Origin of the sequence: Corynebacterium sp. HMSC063A05 (genome assembly GCF_001809695.1) — a bacterium.
Lineage (GTDB): Bacteria > Actinomycetota > Actinomycetes > Mycobacteriales > Mycobacteriaceae > Corynebacterium > Corynebacterium amycolatum.
On the sequence record NZ_KV798502.1, the window covers coordinates 146099 to 164632 of the forward strand.

The following is an 18534-nucleotide window of genomic DNA, read 5'->3' on the forward strand; positions in this document are numbered from 1 at the left end:
TAAAGAGAGTCGAAAATTTTCCATTACAAAAGGCTGAATTTCGACTTACCTTAGCAGGTGTTAGTTCAAGTATTTCCTTACGAGTTGTTCGTCACGCCCTGAAAGGATTTCGCCGTGAAGAAGACCCTGCTCTCCGGCTCCATTGCAGCCCTGGTTACCATGTCCTCGCTGGCTGTCGCCCCGATGGCCGAAGCTGCCCCAGCCCCCACCCCGGGCACCGTCGGTGGCACCTGCTCCGTTGAAGGCCAGTCCGGCCAGTCCCTGAAGATCACCGGCTCGAAGTTCGAGGTCGAAGGTACCGCCACCGTCGCTAACTACGGCGATACCGACCTGCCGCTGACCCAGACCCTCAAGGAGGGCAAGACCAAGTCCTGGAACGTCGGCGGTTCGGTCGACTTCGACCTGCTCAAGCTCTTCCATGTCACCTTCAGCGCCGGCTACCAGTCCACTCAGACCTGGGAAGTTGGCCAGACCCTCGGCCCGTACCCGGTCAAGCCTGGCTACACCGGTGTTCTGGAGTATGGCTTCCTGAACCAGTCCTTCGAAGGTACTCACCTGACCTGCAAGGGCGGAAAGTGGATTGACGCAGGTCGTCCGTACTGGGGCACCATCCCGAAGGAGCGCCACATTCGCGTTTCCATGCGCGCCAACGAAGCTGATCGCTCCGTGGACGGTGCTGCTCCGCAGGTCAAGGAGTACGCCGTCTAAGACGGGCTGAGCCTCTTTAAGACCTCGAAGTAGAAGGAAGTTTCTCCATGTTGAGCCTGAAAAAGAAGGCCCTGGCCTGCGCGGTGATGGGTGCAAGTCTTCTTGCACCAGGCATCGTCGGACAGGTCGCTGCGACCCCGCTGACCCAGACCCCCGACCAAGATGAGCACCACACCGGTTTCACCAATACGGATAAATGTGACCCGGTCAAGGATGCCAAGCGTCACCCCTGGGAACAGTGGATTACCGACGAATGGGATCGCTACAACGGCACTAACTCATTCACCAACCGCACTGACCGCCCGATTCAGTACACCCTCGAGGTGACAGAGGGGGTCAACGAGTCCGTGAAGGCCATGAGCTCCGGAAATATGTGGGACGTGTTCCTCCACGGGGTGAAGAACAAGTACGGCATCGTCGAGGTCAGTCAGTGGTCTGTTGGCGACAAGCTGGGCCCGGTGACCGTCAACCCTGGTGAGACCGTTCGCGCAGACTACGGCGTGCACATGAAGTCCTTTATTGGCCGTGTCCGCACCTGCGATCAGAAGACCGGCCTGTGGCGCGGTGAGCCCTACTTCGGTGAGTACAACGGCAAGGGGCCGTCGACTCGCTTCGTGGTCTGGCACAAGACCACCAAGGAGGGCGAGCACCGTCAGCAGTGGGCGCCTGTCAGCGGTAACTCCGGTGACGGCGGCCCGGCATCCGCCACGATTAACGACTAGGAGTAGTTATGAAAAAGCGTGTTGTCGCCATGTGCTTGACGACGGTCTTTGCGCTCGGACTCGGCGCTCCGACAGCAGTGGCCGCCCCGAATCCAGGAGCTGGTGAACCGTTCGCGCCGGAGGAGTGGGTACCAGTGCCCAAGCCAGCGGCAGTTGACCGCGGTCCGGCACCGGGAACCACTTGTGAAGCTCCGGGTTCGGTGGCCGAGTTCGTGGAAATCACCGGTTCTCGCTACGACGTTGAGGGCGTTGTTTCTACGAAGAATGACATTGGTGATGAGCCGATTCCGCTGACGCAGACCATTAAGGAGTCCAAGACCAAGAAGTGGTGGACCAATATCTCTGTCAGCGTGAAGGTCAGCAAGGAGCTCAACCGCAAGTACTCCTGGGAGTACTCCCGAGAGATGGTTTGGAGCCTCGGGCAGAAGATCGGACCATACGAAGTACGCAAGGGTGAAACTGGTCGTCTGAGCTGGGGATTCCTGGTTGACGAGTTCGCTGGACAGACAGTCCGCTGCAACGCCAACTCGAAGACGTGGCAGCCGATTGGGCGCAGCTACTTTGGCGTGGCTCCGCGTGAGCGACATGTCGAGGTGACCATTCAGTAGTTACACAGTTCTCTCTCCACACTCAGCACGGGTAAAAGGGGGCCTATTCACGAAAGTGAATAGGCCCCCTTTTTGCTACTCCGGTGTTTTGCTATCCCGCTGTTTTGCTACTCCGTCTTTTTGCTATTGCGCGGCAGCGGATGCCGGAGGCTGGAAGCCTGCGTCTATTGCTTTCAGAGCCAAGTCCAGGCGTGAGGTAGCCCCGAACTTATTGAACATGCTGGAGAGGTGCTTCTTGATGGTGCCCGGCGACTTGCCGAGTTCCTTGGCGATGTCGTGGTTCGACTTACCGCGACAAATCAGGCCGAGAACCTCTCGCTCGGCATGAGTGATCTTGTACGAGGAAATGTTGCGGGACGGCAGCGTTTTAATCAGCCGAGTCGCAGAAATCGGGGAGATGACGGTGCCGCCCTGGAAGACATCTTCAATGGTGCCAATGACGGATTCGGGGCGGGCGGTTTTGAGAATGTAGCCGTTTCCGCCGAGGCTCAAGATTTTCAGCATTGTTTCATCGGTATCGAATGAGGTGATAGCGATGAATTTCGGTGGATTCTCCACCTTCTTAATGCGCTCGAGCAGCTCAACGCCGTCCATGTTGGGCATATGAATATCGGTCAAAACTACGTCAATGCCACCGCGGGCAATGATATTGAGGGCCTCGTGGCCATCGCTGGCTTCATCGACCACGGTAATGTGCGGTGCCTTCTTGAAGTAAGTTCGCAGCGTCGAGAGTACGAGTGGGTCGTCATCGACAATGAGAACCTTGATGTCAGACATCCGCGAACCTTTCATAGAATTTATAAAAACCGAACAATATCTGTCATTGTGCGATATTACTACGCTAACCAGGACGTTTCGAGAGTCATATTCGCCACAATGAGCTTTTATATCTATCCTACGTTAGCGTAACCTACTAATTGGTAGGTGGCATGTGGAGTTTGGTATTCCACACATTTCCTTCTCGTTCCGACGTGATGGAACCGTCCCACGGTCGCACTCGCCGATGCAGTGAGGAAAGCCCCAAACCGCTCGATAGCATCGCCCGCGGCAGAAAATTCGGTAGCGCCTTCGATATCTGATTGCTGATGTCGAGCGTGAAGCCATCCTCCTCATTGCCCAGCGCCAGAATGTGGACGTTCGTTTGCGGCTCGCCGTACTTCTGAATGTTCGTGCAGAACTCCGACAGCGCCGGCGAGATAACTTCTGAAATCTGCGTCAAAGAGGGCTCGGTTTCAATCCTCGTGGCCAGCGAAACGTTAAACCCAGCTTCCTGCAGTTCATCCTTGGCCTGCTGGAGCACCCTGTTCATGCTAGGAACTCGCTCATCTTGGCCAATAGCCGAGGTCAAAGAGCTTTCTTCGTCAGCGGATTTCAGCAGTGAAAGCAACTGGCGAAGCTGTAGCAGACCTTCTCGGGAGGTTTCTGCGATGTCCTCTAGGGACTCTTCAAGCTTTTCATCTGTCCCTTCTCGCTCGATGGCGAGCGCCTGCGCCAGCATGGTTACGCGAGTAAAGGACTTGGCGGTGGAGTCGTGCAGTACGGTCGCCAACTCAAGGCGTTGTTCTTCCAGGGCGCGGTTAGATTCAATCGTTGCCTGCCGGCGTTGCTCTTTGTAGCGACTGCGCATCATGCCGATGGCGTAGGCAATTACAAAAAGTAGCGTTGTCACAAAGGTCGCGACGTGGTCGCGCGCGAAAGTACTTGTGTTTACGTCGTAGTTTGAAATCACCAACAAGAGCAACGCAGTGATTCTCGCCGGCATCTTGTTGTTGTTAGCACGCATCACTTCCACAATGAGAAGCGCGCAGAAAATCTGCATTGGAGCCTGCTCTGTAGGAAGGAAAGTCAATGCCAAGAAATTCGCTGGGACAACCACCATGGCAAAGAGCGGCAAATACGTCGCCACTGCAACAAGAATGACCTGAAGGCCACCGATAATGGTTGGCAACAAAAGATCAGAGTTGCTCTCGCGGAAAATTAGCGCATCGAGAGCAGTGAGGATCAGCGCAATGACCATCTCCACTGACCCCGGAGTCCTCAGAAAGTCTCTTATCTGTGACAGCGATTTCTTAATCACTACGCCAAGACCTCTTTCCACACCACAACGCGGTCATCTCTAACGGGATGCAGTAATCAATATATTGTCAGTGCGGTTGAGAGTGCCATTTGCATGATTAATGCCGTGGCGCAGGGGTCGTCGTAAAGCACAAAAAATCCGCCCGGGAAGAATAACCTCTCGGGCGGATTCTCGCTTATTTAGGGAGCGTTACTTACGTCGCGCCGATCCTGGCAGCGGAACTCCGTGCTGGTTGCGCGGAAGGTTCTTAGCGCTTGCCGACGGTGCCTGCGTCTCCTCGGCAGGAGCATCAGCAGCCTGCTCGGTGGAGGTGGCTTCTTCCGTCGCCTGCTCTTCGGTAACCTCTGGCTGTTCCGGAGCCTGCTCCGCCTCTGGCTGGGCAGATGCTTCCTGAGTCTCGGTTTCCTCGACTGCCGGGGCAGGGGCGCTAGCGACTGGCTTGGCCTTGCGTGCGCCACCCGGAATCGGAGCACCCTTACGTGCGCCGCCCGGAACCGGAACACCGGATGCGGTCTTCGGCTGCTCAGCTGCTGGCTGCTTGGACTCGGTGGCCGCTACCTCGGCAGCGGTGTCCTCGGCAGGAGTAGCTTCCTCGGCCTTCGGCTTGGCGGCTGGAGCTGCCTTCTTAGCGCCACCTGGGACAGGGGCGCCCTTGCGTGCGCCACCCGGAATCGGTGCGCCCTTGGTTGCCTTCGGGGTCTCAGCCGGAGCTTCGGTTTCCGCAGCTGCTGGCTCTGCCTGCGTGGCCGGCTTAGCAGCCTTGGCGCCGCCCGGAACCGGAGCACCCTTCTTCGCGCCACCTGGGGTCGGGGCGCCCTTCTTCGCGCCACCTGGGGTCGGGGCACCCTTCTTCGCGCCACCCGGAGTTGGGGCACCGGACTTGGCGCCACCTGGAGCTGGAGCGCCCTTCTTGGCGCCGCCTGGGGTCGGTGCGCCGGCCTTTGCTCCGCCTGGCTTCGGTGCGCCACCTGGAGCTGGAGCGCCCTTCTTGGCACCACCCGGGGTCGGAGCGCCGCCCTTGGTGGCAGCGCCTGCAGCAGCACCAGCAGCTGCGGCACCAGCGCCGGCAGCAGCCTTCTCTGCCTTCTTCTTCTCGGCAGCCTCAGCCTTCTTGCGCTTAGCGTCCTCTTCCTCGAGGCGCAGGCGCTCTTCCTCTTCAGCCTTCTTCGGATCGACCCAGCCACGCTCTGGCTGCTCAATCCACTCCGGTTCGCGTGCCTGCGGCAGCTCGCCGTCGACCTTCACGGAGTCACGGAGCATCTGGGCGATGTCCAGGACCTCCGGCTTCTTCTCGTCGTCCTCGATGACGTTGTTGACGCCATCGTTCATCATCGTCTTACAGAACGGGCAGCCGATGGCAATTGCCTCAGCACCGGTTCCGACAGCCTCTTCGGTGCGGTTCACGTTGATGCGCTGACCGATGGTCTCTTCCATCCACATACGCGCGCCACCAGCACCACAGCAGAAGCCGGTGTTCTTATTACGAGGCATTTCGACGAGGTTAGCGCCGGACGCGCCAATCAGCTCACGCGGAGCCTCGAATACCTTGTTGTGGCGGCCCAGGAAGCATGGGTCGTGGTAGGTGACCTGGCGGCCCTGGCCGGAAGCAACCGGCTGCAGACGGTTAGCGCGAACCAGCTTATTTAGCAGCTGGGTGTGGTGGACAACTTCGTACTGCCCGCCCAGCTCTGGGTACTCGTTCTTGAAGGTGTTGAAGCAGTGCGCACAGGTGACGACAATCTTGCGCTGCTTCGGTGGGACACCGTCGAAGACCTCATCGAGCTGTTCGATGTTCTGCTCAGCCAGCATCTGGAAGAGGAACTCGTTACCAGCGCGGCGAGCGGAATCACCAGTACAACCCTCAGCCTGGGAGAGCACAGCGTACTTCACACCGGCGGTGTAAAGCATCTCCGCAACAGCCTTGGTGGTCTTCTTCGCATTGTCGTCGTAAGCACCGGCACAACCGACCCAGAACAGGTACTCGGTGTCGTCGAAGCTCTCGACATCCTCGCCCCAAATCGGGACGACGACGCCTTCCTTGCGGACCTCGTTGATCCAGTCGGCACGAGTGGAAGCGTTCTGGCCCCACGGGTTGCCCTTGGTCTCGAGGTTCTTGAACAGGCCAGCCAGCTCGGTCGGGAAGTCCGACTCAACCAGAACCTGGTAGCGGCGCATATCGACGATGTGGTCGATGTGCTCAATGTCAACCGGGCACTGCTCGACACAGGCACCACAGTTGGTACAGGACCACAGGACATCCTGGTCGATGATGCCCTCGTCGCCGTCGCCAACCAGCGGCTTGGTCAGCAGTGCGGCGCCAGCGCCTTCGCCCTCGCGAGCGGTTTCGATGGTCTCGCCAGCCAGCAGGTACGGGGCGGAAGCGTAAGCGTGGTCACGCAGCTGGTTAACCAGCAGCTTCGGGGACAGTGGCTTGGAAGTGTTCCATGCCGGGCACTGCTCCTGGCAGCGACCACACTCAGTACAAGAGGTGAAGTCCAGCAGAGCCTTCCAGGAGTGGTCGGTGACCACACCGGTACCCATGGAGTCAACTTCTGGGTCAGCTTCTTCCAGGTTCAAAATCTCGCCGTTAGAGGTCATCGGCTTAGCGCCAGCGAGGGCGTTGTAGCCATCAGCGTTGCGCTTGAGCAGGATGTTGGCGAATGCCAGGAAGCGGTGCCATGCGACACCCCAAGTCAGGTTGCGGCCAACAACGAAGAGCCAGACCATACCGGACAGCAGCTTAATCAGCGCGAAGATGGACACCATGACTTCGGAGGCCGGCAGAATCTGTGCGATACCACCGGTGACGAAGTTCGCCCAGTTCCAGACCTCGGCGCCAGTGTGACCGTGGTCGCCGTAGGTAGCCAGCTTGGCAGCCTTGACGAACATCATGCCCAGGCCCTCGATGAGGACGACAGCCTCTACGAAGTAGGCAGCCTTGGCGTTGGAGCCGTAGAAGCGGCTCAGGCGCTCCTTGCCCAGGTTGGTCTGGCGGACGAGGATCAGTGTCAGGATGCCCAGGGTGGTGCCCAGGCCGAGCAGTTCGTCGATGAAGTGCCAGGCGGTCAGATTCCTGAGGACTGGCCAACCACCGGCTGGCCAGAAGGTCTGAATGTACGCCTCGAACCACACCAGGGAGCCGAGGAGGAAGCCCACCATGACGAACCAGTGAGCCACAGCAACGCCGGGTTTCTTGGCCATCTTGGTGTGACCGACGATCTCTCGGATCATGGTCCAAATACGGGTTCCCCATTCACCGGTGTGACCGTATGTCTTTTGGCCCACCATGATGGTCTTCACCATATGGGTGAATCCCTTGATAAAGATGAACCAGCAGGGCAGGGACAACAGGACGCCAATAACGCCGACTGCGACGGTGAATCCGGTAGATTCCGGAATCGCCGTGTCAGCCGTCGCCGCGGCGAGGTTGAGCACGCTCATAATGTTCCTTCTAGGCTGGCTCAGCCAGGGTGATGGCTGAGTGAAAATAGTTCTCTTGTGAGTTCTATCACGAGCCAAGGACGTGTACATAACTAACGCCGTAATTAGTGCTGAAATCATGGCTATGCGGTGTAACCTGCGCGTTTTCGGCGATTTTCGCAACGAATGGGTTTCTTAATTCCGTCCGCTGATCATGCTCTAAATATGTTTCATTAGAAAAATAAGGGTTTACAGTGTGGCGTGCGTCACTGTATGCCGACTTTTGCGCCCCATAGTTTTACAAACGAAACGAAATATTCTAATGCAAACCGTTTTCAAAAAGCGTGGGGTTGCACGTCAGTTATTTTCCGACCAGTCAAGGAGTTGATTGATCATGACCTCCGTGCAGCCAGTCCGTGTCCGTTCTGGGCAGTCCTCCCAGTTCACTGCCGCAGTTGTTGATGAATTCGGGCCAAACCTCAATGTTCGCGACGTCGATCTGCCAAAGCCGGGGCTGAATCAGGCGCTCGTGAAATTGATTGCCTCCGGCGTCTGCCACACTGACTTGCATGCGACAGAGGGGGACTGGCCGGTGAAGCCGGAGCCGCCCTTCATTCCGGGGCATGAGGGAATCGGTGAGGTGATCGAGCTCGGTCCTGGAAAGCATTCGGTCAGCGTGGGTGACATTGTCGGCAATGCATGGCTGTGGTCCGCGTGTGGTGACTGTGAGTACTGCCGGACCGGTCGTGAGACTCAGTGCAACGACGCCGAGTATGGCGGCTATACCCAGGACGGTTCCTTTGGCGAGTACATGCTGGTCGACACGCGGTATGCCGCTCGCATACCGGAGGGCGTGGACTATCTGGAGGCTGCGCCGATTCTCTGCGCCGGCGTGACTGTATATAAGGGCCTCAAGGTTTCCGAGACGAAGCCGGGTCAGTTTATGGTGGTCTCCGGCGTCGGTGGATTGGGGCATTTGGCGGTCCAGTACGCCAAGGCGATGGGTATGCGTGTAATCGCCGTGGATATCGCGGAAGACAAACTCGACCACGCAAAGGAGTGGGGTGCCGAGTTCGTGGTAAACGCCAAGGATGAGGATCCGGTCCAGGCGGTTCAGGCCTATACCGATGGTGGAGCTCACGGCATTCTGGTCACTGCTGTCCATAGGGATGCGTTCGGCCAGGCTCTTGGTATGGCGCGCCGCGATGGAACCATTGTCTTCAATGGCCTTCCGCCGGGGGAGTTCCCGGCGAGTGTGTTCGACATTGTCTTCCGCAATCTCACTATTCGTGGTTCACTTGTCGGCACGCGCCAGGATATGGCCGAGGCTCTCGACTTCTACGCCCGCGGGCTGGTCAAGCCGACCGTTAAGGAGTGCTCGCTGCATGAGATTAATGACGTCTTCGAGCTGATGCGCCAGGGCAAGATCGATGGTCGCATGGCCATTCGCTACTAGCCCCAGGAGTTAGTTGGCGCTTCTATTCCTCGACCGCCTGCCTCATCTGATCTGCAGATAGCCACACTCCGAAAAGGTCGCCGTCGGGCCTAAATCGCTTGCCGACGCTCACGTCAACGGGCACGGGTTCAAATCCGAAGGCTTCGACTGTTGCTCGTGCGGCCTCGAGGGCCGCCGGGTCAGTCGACCTGACCGCGATTGCTCGGCGCGGTGCGCCCTCGGCGATCTCTTCCGGGGTTCGGTAGTCGCTAATCAGTTCTTCATAGGAGACGTGGTTTAGCGTCTTGGCGATGTGGGCCCCTGGGGATCGCTTGGCGAGGTCCGCCGTTGTTACGGACTCTGCGGAGTTGGTTCCGGTGGCCTCCCAGGGGTTGGTGGCGTCCGCCGAGCCGTCCGCTGAGGTGGCGGAGTCGATCCTCAAGTACTGCCACGACAATCTGGCGCCGTACAAGAGGATTCGCCGCCTTGAGTTCTACGAACTGCCGAAGACGGTGTCCGGCAAAATTCGCCGTGTTGACCTGCGTAAACGCGAAGGTGAGATCCACGCCAGTGATGGCGGCGAGTCCAAGGCCTCGACCGAGTACGCGGACACTGACTTCCCCGGTCTGAAGGGGTAGGGCGGTAGGCGGGAGGTCGGCGGTCAGCGTCGGCCCCTCCCTGGGCGGTCTTGGCCCCGGTGCGGCTTTGCCTCCCCCCCCTTGAAATGTTTTTGCCAGCTTTTTGTAGGAAGTAACCGCGAATTCGGCGCTACTTCCTACAAAAAGCTGGCAAAAACGTGCGTGTGGTGCGCTGGTGGGCGTTCGCGCCGACATTTACCGCGCACACACCCCGCACCTCCTGCACGCACACGCCTGCGCCCCCGCGCCCCCGCGCACTCTTAGGAATTGGTGAAGTTTGCCTCACGCTTTTCGGTGAAAGCGGCCATGCCTTCCTTCTGGTCATTGGAGGAGAATAGGGAGTGGAAGGTGCGACGCTCAAAGAGCAGTCCCTGCGACAGCGTCATTTCGTAGGCCTGGTTAATCTGTTCCTTAATCTGGGTAGTGGCAACCAGTGACTTCGACGCAATGGTGTCGGCGACCTTCAGGGCCTCGTCGAGAAGCGCCTCCGGCTCGACGACGCGGGCGACCAGGCCTGCGCACTCGGCTTCTTCGGCGCCCATCATGCGGCCGGTGAGGCACATCTCCATTGCCTTAGCCTTGCCGATTGCGCGGGTGAGACGCTGCGAGCCGCCCATACCCGGAGAGATGCCGAGGTTAACCTCAGGTTGACCGAACTTGGCTTTAGCGCCAGCGATGATGAAGTCCGCCATCATGGCGACCTCGCAGCCACCGCCCAGGGCGTAGCCGTTAACGGCGGCGATAACTGGAGTGCGGACGGAAGTCAGAACATCCCAACGTGCGAACCAATCGGAGATGTACATCTCGGTTCCGGACTTGTCCGCCATCTCCTTAATGTCCGCACCTGCGGCAAACGCCTTCTCGGAGCCGGTGATGATAATCGCGCCAATGCCTGCATCGCTGTCGAAAGCGGTGGCTGCTGCACCGATCTCTTCCATGGTCTTGTGATTGAGGGCGTTCAGCGCCTTCGGGCGGTTCAGGGTAATAATGCCGACGCGACCGCGGGTTTCGGTAAGGATGTTTTCGTAGGTGGTCATCAAATGCTCCTTCGTGATGGCTTAATTTTTGGTGAAAGCCGGATGCGTAGCCCAGCACTTCATAATCTGAAGAATTTGGCTGCGGATTGAAAAGTCTTTCCTGTGTGCGAGGGTACCTGGGGTGGCGGGTGTCGTCAGGCTGTTTGGGCTGATGGATGCCGTGTAGGGCGAGTTGGTGTCTTTTGGTGCTCGATGTGTCGGTAGTTATGTTGGCCAACTAGACAGCTTTGTCTATATACTTTGCCTTATGTCAAACGAGAACATCGCAAATACGCACGAACTATGGAACATTGCTCGCAAGCTTCGGGAAAACCACACCTATGTTGATTTGACGCACGCGTTTCACGCCGGTCAGCCGAAATTCCCGGCGCTTCCCGACGAACAGCGAACACGGCTTTTCACCGTTGCTGAGCATGGATTTGAAATCGACCAATACCAATTTGTTGGCCAGTGGGGTACGCATGTGGATCCGCCTGTGCATTTCGTCCAAGAGACGAGAACTCTTGACAATATTGGCGTCGAGCAGATGATTCTGCCTTTGGTCGTCCTAGATTTCACTACTGAAGTCGCTCGGGATAATGATTTCTCTCCTTCGATTGCTGATGTGGAAGCGTGGGAGGAGCGCAATGGCTCTATCCCGGACGGTGCGTTCGTCGCATTTCGCAGTGATTGGTCAAAGCGATGGCCTGACGCTGAGGCAATGGCCAATGCGGATGAAGAGGGCGTGACCCATTATCCAGGATGGAACGTTGAGGTTGTCGAATGGTTGATAGACAACCGTGGCATTGTGGCGATTGGGCATGAGACCACTGATACGGACCCTGGCATCGTGGCTCACGGTGGAAGCTTGCCGACGGAGCTCTATCTATTAGGGCGTGACCGCTGGCAGATTGAGCTGCTGGCAGGACTCGACCAGGTGCCAGAAACAGGGGCTCTCGTCGTTGCATCCTGGCCGAAGCCAAAGGATGGGACAGGCTTCCCGGCTAGAGTTTTTGCAGTTTTGCCAGCGTAGTCTCATCTATCTTTAGATTCTCAGATAAAACAGCTCTGCATGTGGTGAAATGCAGGCAGGGGCCAGCTCGGTAAACGGGTGGGCGGATAGGAAAGGAAAAACATCTGATGACCGATTAGAACCCGTCTGATTACAACAACGACAGCTACAACACTGGAAATCACAGCAGCAGCGGTGACAGCCAGAACAACCCGTACAGCGAATCGGCGAATAGCGCCGGAACCGGAGGACAGTCGTACGACACCTGGGCGCAGCAGGGTAACTACAACTACGGAACTAACAATAATGCGGGCACCCCGGGTGCAGCTGGAGCTGGCAATGGGTACCAAACCGGGTCTAACAGCCAGTATGGGCAGTCAGCTGGATTTCAGGCAGCAACGGTGAAAGCAGAATCGCGTGGGTTTTTCCAGGCGCTTTTCGATTTCAGCTTTTCCAGCTTCATCACCATTCAGTTTGCCAAGTTCATCTACATCATCAATATCGCAATTGCCGCGTTGATTTATTTCTTCTTCGTCATCGCAGGTTTTTCCGGGATGGGCGAAGATGTTGGTGCCGGTTTCCTGGCTGGTTTTGGCATCCTGTTGTTTGGCTGGATTCCTGCTCTACTCCAAATCGTCGCAGTCCGGTTGGGGCTTGAAGGTATGATTGCCGTGATTCGAATCGCGCAGAATACTGCAGCCATTCGTGAGGCTAATGCAGGTAGATAGCCTCTTAAGTTGCTGACTAACGTCGAGCTAGAACTTCTGCTTGGAAGAGCTAAGTAGAAGTCCTAGCTCGACTTTTGTATTTAGTGTGTGGAAATGGCGCCTTCGAACGGTTTTCGAATACGTCAAAAGTTCCGCCTAACTCAATCCGGGCCTAATTATATGATGCAGGTGTCATTGCTCGAGGGGGCATAACCGCTGGTCGGGTCGTGAAGACCTTGGGGTATCGGTCGTCGTAAAGCGACTGGCACTATGAGCAGCCGAAAGTCCCAACGGATTAGAGGAGACAAGCTATGGCTCATACGGCGGGCTACAGTGCATCGGTTGGTTTCGATATTTCCAGCAAAGACTGGTCGTGGGCGTACACGACGTTGGAGGGGACTTTTAGTCGGGGCCAGGTGACGCAGGTTGATTTGGTGCCGTTGCAAGACGACGAAGACGGACGTCCGATTCTTGCCCGAATGGCGGTGGACGCATCGGGGGCGGCTGTCAACGTGGGGGTATTGAATGTGGTGCCCGGGTTCTTTTCCCATGAAAATAAGGCTTTGACCTTTGTTGCGGCGGTCGATGGTGGAGAGGAACGCGGCAATTTAGGGCAGTGTTTCTTCGACAGTGGTGGGCTGATTCCCTTCGACGAAAACTATGAAGACAATGATGCCACGTCTGATTCCTTCACCTTGCAGGTTGACCTGCAGTGGCTCGATGTGGATTCACCGACAGTTGAGGATTCTTCTGAGATTGAGGCTGCGCTGAAGTACGTGCCGCTCAACCTTGGCGCGCACCTGCACGTATCCAACCCATTCGAGGGACCTGGTGAGTTCTCCATTGTGGACTCTCTGATGGAGGGATATATGGAGGAAGACGAGTTCCCACAGGTGCCCCTGAAGTCCACTATCGGCCAGCTTGGATATCTTGCGCTGACCGCGCTTTTTGACGTCGCATCGGTGCGAGTCTTCCGCTCACAGCTGTGGGAAGAAGGGTTCAACTCATGCGAGGAAGTCGAGGATGAGACTGGGGTGGAGTGCACGAATCTGTCGGAGCTCACCGGACCGGAGGAAGACATTACCGGGCTTGTTGTCAGCGCCACCCGGCATCAGAACAGAATGACTGAAAAGGAATTCTGGGAGTTAATCCTGCGGTTTAAAGACGGGAAGGAGCTGCACTGTTGCGCACCGCACCCATTCGCTTCGGGCACTTTTGAAGCGGTCGAACCGTACCCCGTGGGCGCGATAGTTTCTGGAAAAGCACTGTTTACCGGGCACTTCCTACCGGTGGAGTGGCGTGGCAGCTTTGGGGCATCGCGCTTACAGTTCCCCATCGCAATCGACAGAGAATTGCTGGATGGAGGTTTCCCGTCGCAGGTCGGTGTGCCGTCGGCAAGTAATTATCCGCTGGCCGCCAGTTTCCAAGAGTTCAACGAGGATTTTAGCTTCGGTCGCATCATGACCGATATTGGCGGTTGCCTCGGTTTTTCTATCACGAGTGGTAATGAAGCACTGTTGTCGATGATGCACCGACCGGCGAGAGCGCAGTGGGCGTCGGCAAGCAGATTTCTAGAAATTTTGGGCGACGAAGGGCGGTATGCCCGGGCGACGATGAGCCTTTCGGCTCGAACTGAGACGATGCCGGAATGGCGGCGTGTGCTTTTTGGGGTGTCTCTGCCCACGCTGTCGTGGGGTGGGGCAATCAGTGCAGACGTACACCATGACCCCCTCGACCACTATGCGGCTGTGGATTGCCAGCTTTGCGCCAAGGCTGACATTGCTGGGACGAGCTTCGGGCAGTTGCTCGATACTGAAGTGGATACTGGCCTGCCTATTTACGGGCAGGCGGTAGTCACGGCATCATACGTGTGGGCACCCGAGATTCACCGCAACCCGTTCAGTGGGAGTCGATTCCTTTCAGTGCACGGGTTTATTGGCCGAGAGGCGTTGATTTACTTCCCCTGCCCTGATTGGCTTGAAGAGCTCTGTGATGAACACGGGGATGATGGCGCCGAGGTCGCGTATGCGCTGCAAAATCTTCCCGGCAAGGTGTTGGTTGGACGTTTCGACCACTGCCAGGTTGACTACGGCGGGCAGAATGTTGATCTCGACTGCTTTGATGAGGCGATTTACTCGCGAATCCCGGAGTCTCCGTTGAAGCGCATGGATAAGCGAGTAGTGGAGGATATCGAAAGGTCCTGGAGGAACCCGGAGGTAGCGCTGAATACGGACGCTGTGTTTGATGCGTATGCCTCCGAGAAGTGCACAACCGCAGATTTGATGACGAGTCTGGTTACCGGACCGAATGGCCTGAACGTCCGCCGGGCGGACATATTCGACACTCGTCTAGTGAACCTCTATGAGGCAGCCCCCGACGACTGGCGCGTTGAATGGCCAGAAGGAGGGGATGCCATCATGCTTTTATTGGACACCCAAGAGATGGATGAGTCGGACTATTTGGAGGAGCTTCCCGAAGGTTACGGTGCCGGCTCAAGCGACCCCTCCGTACGCGACTACCTCACCGGCGAGGACTTATTTGAGCAGCACGTGGACATGGTTCGAGCCGGCATTGCAGAAAGGCGCTGCTTGTCCATCCTCTATGGCGACCGAAACGACGAGCCGACAGCGCGGATTATCCGCCCGGTGCGCATTGTCGAGCTCGGCCGTCCCTACGTGCTCGCATGGGATGAGCTCCGCGACGACTGGCGAACATTCCGACTCGACAGGTTTAAGATGTGCTCCACCTTGGACCGTTGGTTCAGTCCCATAGAGGTCCCGCTTCCCGACGACATGGATGACGACAGCTATGAGCGGGTGCAGGAGGCTCTGGGTGGTTCCGCCGATGCGGCGACAATCCGCGTTGCCTGGTCAATTGGGATTGGGCGGTAGGCCGGGACAGAGGGGAGGTCGAGGTGGAAGCGGAGGCAGAGATAGCGGTGCCGTGATCGTGGTCGCCGTGGCTGCTGCTGCCGTGATGACCGTTCCCATGGTCGTGTCCGTCGTCCCCCAGACTTCTCGACCAGGTCCACAGTCGGAACGGGGTAGTCATCATCGTGGCTCTTTTCGACCCAGTTCATAGACCCCTTTTCGCAGGTCTGCAGCGCCGGCACCTCAACTGTCGACACCTTCGCGTCGGCGAACCGTCACAGCCATGACCAACGCCGAAGGCCAGGTCGGCGTACCCGCCGATTGGAGCTGAGGAGGGAGTTGCGTGAACATGTGCGGTTGCAACGGCTGGGAAGGTGGGAGTCAGCGCGACGCTTGCCGACGCAACTGCGAGGCTGCGGTCTAGGCGGATGTGGGAATGCTTTTCTTGAGGCATGGAAAACTCCCAAATATGTGGGATGAATTCTTGGCTCGATTGCCCCGCCAGGGGAAAATCGGACGTGCATTGCGGAGTCGCCAGAGCTGATTCGGAAGGGCGGGGTTGGGGTTGGCCAGCCCTGCGCTGCCGATGAGCCGGTAGCTGCACAATGTGTCAGGGGATTAGTCGGTTTGTATTGCGGGAAAGTTCCCGGGGCAAGTTACTAAAAATTATTTTGCGGCCCTGAACTGCAAGTATGTAGAACTTTCCAGAAAAGTTGAGTCGGGCGGGAATAACTTTGCCCCATAGTCCGTTGCATAGCATGACAAACATTGAGTCGGACGCACTCAAGTTTGCTTGACAGATTTTCTACGGCAATGCAGACTTGAGCGCGTAAGACTTAAGGGCAATTCTTTTACTCTTCTAGAAAGGTGTTCATCATGGGACGCGCTGTTGGTATTGACTTGGGTACGACGAACTCCTGTGTCTCCGTCCTCGAGGGCGGCGAGGCTCAGGTGATTGCGAACGCTGAGGGTTCGCGCACCACTCCGTCGGTGGTTGCATTTGCAAAGAATGGTGAGGTTCTGGTTGGCCAGTCCGCTAAGAACCAGGCTGTCACCAACGTTGATCGCACTATTCGTTCGGTCAAGCGCCACATGGGTACTGACTGGAACATCGAGATTGATGACAAGAAGTACACCCCGCAGGAGATTTCCGCTCGTACGCTGATGAAGCTGAAGCGCGACGCTGAGTCTTACCTGGGCGACGACGTTACTGATGCGGTTATTACCGTTCCGGCTTACTTCAACGACGCCGAGCGTCAGGCAACCAAGGAAGCAGGTCAGATTGCTGGCCTGAACGTTCTGCGCATTGTTAATGAGCCGACTGCTGCTGCACTTGCTTACGGCCTGGAGAAGTCCGACAAGGAGCAGACCATTCTGGTCTTCGACCTCGGTGGCGGTACCTTCGACGTCTCCCTGCTGGAGATTGGCGATGGTGTTGTTGAGGTTCGCGCAACTGCTGGTGACAACAAGCTCGGTGGCGATGACTGGGATCAGCGCATCGTTGACTGGTTGGTTGAGAAGTTCCAGTCCAGCAACGGCATTGACCTGACCAAGGACAAGATGGCTCTGCAGCGTCTGCGCGAGGCTGCTGAGAAGGCCAAGATTGAGCTGTCCTCCTCGCAGCAGGCATCTATCAACCTGCCGTACATCACCGTTGATGCTGACAAGAACCCGCTGTTCCTGGACGAGACCCTGTCCCGTACTGAGTTCCAGCGCATCACCTCCGATTTGCTTGACCGCACTCGTAAGCCGTTCCAGCAGGTCATTGCTGATGCTGATGTTGCGGTTTCCGACATTGACCACGTTGTGCTGGTCGGTGGCTCCACCCGTATGCCGGCAGTCTCTGAGCTGGTCAAGGAACTGACCGGTGGTCGTGAGCCGAACAAGGGCGTTAACCCGGACGAGGTTGTCGCAGTTGGTGCTGCTCTGCAGGCCGGCGTTCTGCGCGGTGAGGTCAAGGACGTGCTGCTGCTCGACGTTACCCCGCTATCGCTGGGTATTGAGACCAAGGGCGGTGTCATGACCAAGCTGATCGAGCGCAACACCACTATCCCGACCAAGCGTTCGGAGACCTTCACCACTGCTGAAGACAACCAGCCGAGCGTTCAGATTCAGGTCTTCCAGGGTGAGCGTGAGATGGCTGCTGCCAACAAGCTGCTGGGCTCTTTCGAGCTGGGCGGAATCGCTCCGGCACCGCGTGGTGTCCCGCAGATTGAGGTCACCTTCGACATCGACGCCAACGGCATTGTCCACGTCACCGCTAAGGACAAGGGCACTGGTAAGGAAAACACGATCACCATCCAGGACGGCTCCGGCCTCTCCAAGGAGGAGATCGACCAGATGATCAAGGACGCTGAGAAGCACGCTGACGAGGACAAGAAGCGCCGCGAGGAGCAGGAAGTCCGCAACTCGGCTGAGTCCATGGCTTACCAGACCCGCAAGTTCGCATCGGAGAACGAGGACAAGGTCTCCCAGGACATCCGCGACCGCGTTGAAGAGGCTGCCAAGGAAGTCGACGAGGCTCTGAAGGGCTCCGACATCGAGGCCATCAAGTCCGCCGTCGAGAAGCTGTCCACTGAGAGCCAGGAGATGGGTAAGGCTATCTACGAGGCTCAGGCAGCTGAGGGTGCAACCGCAGCCGAGGGTGCTGAGGCCGCTGACGCTGACGACAACGTCGTTGACGCTGAGGTCGTCGACGAGGATGAGAAGGACAAGTAAGAATGACTGACCAGGATCAGGGAAACCAGCCCACCCCGGAGGAGCCGGCCAACCTGGCCGATCAGGTCAACGAGGTCTTCGAGCAGGCCAAGCTTGACGACGACGTGGAGCCGGCGACCGAAAATGCCGCCGGCGACACCGCCGCGGAGGAAGCTGCAGACCCAGTTGCAGCCATCCAGCGTGAGTTGGATGAGCGTACGGAGGACCTGCAGCGCCTGTCGGCGGAGTTCGCAAACTACCGTCGTCGAGTTGACCGAGACCGTGAGGCCGAGCGCGTACAGGCAAAGGCAAAGCTGGCTGGAGAACTGCTGGTTTTGGCTGATGACCTCGACCGGGCTGAAGAGCACGGCGACTTGGCAGACGGCACCCCGCTGAAGGCTTTCGCGGATAAGTTCCGCGGCGTGCTGACCGCACAGGGTGTTGAGGAGTTTGGTGCTGCAGGAGAGGAATTCGACCCGGACATCCATGAGGCTGTCCAGGATCTCTCCGAAGGGGATGACAAGGTTCTAGCCAATGTGCTGCGCAAGGGCTACCGCATTAATGACCGTGTCATCCGTACGGCGATGGTAATCATCGGCGATCCGCAGTAGCGGAGACACAAGT

General features: G+C 57.6%; 14 protein-coding genes and 1 pseudogene. 10 read left to right on the top strand and 5 right to left on the bottom strand.

Annotated elements, in window-relative coordinates; genetic code table 11:
• Positions 1-114: 114 nt before the first annotated feature.
• The 3 genes from HMPREF2651_RS06360 to HMPREF2651_RS06370 are packed head-to-tail and all read left to right on the top strand — an operon-like array spanning position 115 to position 2038.
• Positions 115-708 carry a hypothetical protein gene (locus HMPREF2651_RS06360; protein ID WP_016421574.1) on the top strand — a complete coding sequence of 198 codons (594 nt, stop codon included), beginning with the start codon at positions 115-117 and terminating at the stop codon, positions 706-708.
• Between the two features lie 47 nt (positions 709-755).
• On the top strand, positions 756-1430 hold the full coding sequence (locus tag HMPREF2651_RS06365) for a hypothetical protein (RefSeq protein WP_016421573.1): 675 nt from the start codon (positions 756-758) through the stop codon (positions 1428-1430).
• An 8-nt stretch (positions 1431-1438) separates the two neighbouring features.
• Positions 1439-2038 carry a hypothetical protein gene (locus tag HMPREF2651_RS06370; RefSeq protein WP_038626812.1) on the top strand — a complete coding sequence of 200 codons (600 nt, stop codon included), beginning with the start codon at positions 1439-1441 and terminating at the stop codon, positions 2036-2038.
• Between the two features lie 123 nt (positions 2039-2161).
• On the opposite strand, the gene HMPREF2651_RS06375 is transcribed toward HMPREF2651_RS06370, so the two are convergent.
• The 3 genes from HMPREF2651_RS06375 to HMPREF2651_RS06385 all read right to left on the bottom strand — a co-directional run bounded on the left by HMPREF2651_RS06375 (position 2162) and on the right by HMPREF2651_RS06385 (position 7556).
• Positions 2162-2815, bottom strand: a complete 654-nt coding sequence (locus tag HMPREF2651_RS06375) for a response regulator transcription factor (RefSeq protein WP_038626810.1) — start codon at positions 2813-2815, stop codon at positions 2162-2164.
• A gap of 136 nt (positions 2816-2951) precedes the next feature.
• Complete coding sequence (locus HMPREF2651_RS06380; protein WP_222867072.1) at positions 2952-4055, bottom strand: histidine kinase; 1104 nt, start codon at positions 4053-4055, stop codon at positions 2952-2954.
• Between the two features lie 249 nt (positions 4056-4304).
• Positions 4305-7556: a heterodisulfide reductase-related iron-sulfur binding cluster gene (locus tag HMPREF2651_RS06385; RefSeq protein ID WP_049181768.1), complete on the bottom strand. Its 3252-nt coding sequence runs from the start codon at positions 7554-7556 to the stop codon at positions 4305-4307.
• A 373-nt stretch (positions 7557-7929) separates the two neighbouring features.
• On the opposite strand from HMPREF2651_RS06385, the gene adhP reads away from it, so the two are divergent.
• Complete coding sequence (gene adhP / locus HMPREF2651_RS06390; protein WP_049181765.1) at positions 7930-8991, top strand: alcohol dehydrogenase AdhP; 1062 nt, start codon at positions 7930-7932, stop codon at positions 8989-8991.
• Between the two features lie 22 nt (positions 8992-9013).
• Here the strand turns inward: adhP and HMPREF2651_RS10975 are convergent, their stop codons facing one another.
• Complete coding sequence (locus HMPREF2651_RS10975) at positions 9014-9412, bottom strand: NAD(P)-binding domain-containing protein (protein WP_070586005.1); 399 nt, start codon at positions 9410-9412, stop codon at positions 9014-9016.
• On the opposite strand from HMPREF2651_RS10975, the pseudogene HMPREF2651_RS06400 reads away from it, so the two are divergent.
• Positions 9378-9608, top strand: a pseudogene (locus tag HMPREF2651_RS06400) (AMP-dependent synthetase); the annotation flags it as partial. The gene HMPREF2651_RS10975 and the pseudogene HMPREF2651_RS06400 sit on opposite strands and share 35 nt — an antisense overlap.
• 260 nt (positions 9609-9868) lie before the next feature.
• Here HMPREF2651_RS06400 and HMPREF2651_RS06405 read toward each other — a convergent pair.
• On the bottom strand, positions 9869-10645 hold the full coding sequence (locus tag HMPREF2651_RS06405) for an enoyl-CoA hydratase (RefSeq protein WP_038626800.1): 777 nt from the start codon (positions 10643-10645) through the stop codon (positions 9869-9871).
• A 247-nt stretch (positions 10646-10892) separates the two neighbouring features.
• Between HMPREF2651_RS06405 and HMPREF2651_RS06410 the strand changes: the two genes are divergently transcribed.
• The 5 genes from HMPREF2651_RS06410 (at position 10893) to grpE (ending at position 18521) form a co-directional block, all read left to right on the top strand.
• Positions 10893-11657 (top strand): cyclase family protein, encoded by a 765-nt coding sequence (locus tag HMPREF2651_RS06410; RefSeq protein ID WP_049181762.1) that lies wholly within the window; start codon positions 10893-10895, stop codon positions 11655-11657.
• 380 nt (positions 11658-12037) lie between these two features.
• Positions 12038-12364: a DUF4282 domain-containing protein gene (locus tag HMPREF2651_RS06415; protein ID WP_048734443.1), complete on the top strand. Its 327-nt coding sequence runs from the start codon at positions 12038-12040 to the stop codon at positions 12362-12364.
• Positions 12365-12654: 290 nt separating this feature from the next.
• On the top strand, positions 12655-15234 hold the full coding sequence (locus tag HMPREF2651_RS11115) for a helix-turn-helix transcriptional regulator (RefSeq protein WP_049181759.1): 2580 nt from the start codon (positions 12655-12657) through the stop codon (positions 15232-15234).
• Between the two features lie 855 nt (positions 15235-16089).
• Positions 16090-17931: a molecular chaperone DnaK gene (dnaK, locus tag HMPREF2651_RS06425; RefSeq protein WP_038626797.1), complete on the top strand. Its 1842-nt coding sequence runs from the start codon at positions 16090-16092 to the stop codon at positions 17929-17931.
• A gap of 2 nt (positions 17932-17933) precedes the next feature.
• A complete protein-coding gene (grpE, locus tag HMPREF2651_RS06430; protein ID WP_038626795.1) occupies positions 17934-18521 on the top strand; it encodes a nucleotide exchange factor GrpE in 588 nt (195 codons plus the stop codon).
• Positions 18522-18534: the final 13 nt, after the last annotated feature.

Coding starts and splice junctions, on each gene's coding strand:
- HMPREF2651_RS06365 (WP_016421573.1), top strand. CDS start 756: ATGTTGAGCCTGAAAAAGAAGGCCCTGGCCTGCGCGGTGATGGGTGCA.
- HMPREF2651_RS06370 (WP_038626812.1), top strand. CDS start 1,439: ATGAAAAAGCGTGTTGTCGCCATGTGCTTGACGACGGTCTTTGCGCTC.
- HMPREF2651_RS06375 (WP_038626810.1), bottom strand. CDS start 2,815: ATGTCTGACATCAAGGTTCTCATTGTCGATGACGACCCACTCGTACTC.
- HMPREF2651_RS06380 (WP_222867072.1), bottom strand. CDS start 4,055: ATGGTCATTGCGCTGATCCTCACTGCTCTCGATGCGCTAATTTTCCGC.
- HMPREF2651_RS06385 (WP_049181768.1), bottom strand. CDS start 7,556: ATGAGCGTGCTCAACCTCGCCGCGGCGACGGCTGACACGGCGATTCCG.
- adhP (WP_049181765.1), top strand. CDS start 7,930: ATGACCTCCGTGCAGCCAGTCCGTGTCCGTTCTGGGCAGTCCTCCCAG.
- HMPREF2651_RS06405 (WP_038626800.1), bottom strand. CDS start 10,645: ATGACCACCTACGAAAACATCCTTACCGAAACCCGCGGTCGCGTCGGC.
- HMPREF2651_RS06410 (WP_049181762.1), top strand. CDS start 10,893: ATGTCAAACGAGAACATCGCAAATACGCACGAACTATGGAACATTGCT.
- HMPREF2651_RS11115 (WP_049181759.1), top strand. CDS start 12,655: ATGGCTCATACGGCGGGCTACAGTGCATCGGTTGGTTTCGATATTTCC.
- dnaK (WP_038626797.1), top strand. CDS start 16,090: ATGGGACGCGCTGTTGGTATTGACTTGGGTACGACGAACTCCTGTGTC.
- grpE (WP_038626795.1), top strand. CDS start 17,934: ATGACTGACCAGGATCAGGGAAACCAGCCCACCCCGGAGGAGCCGGCC.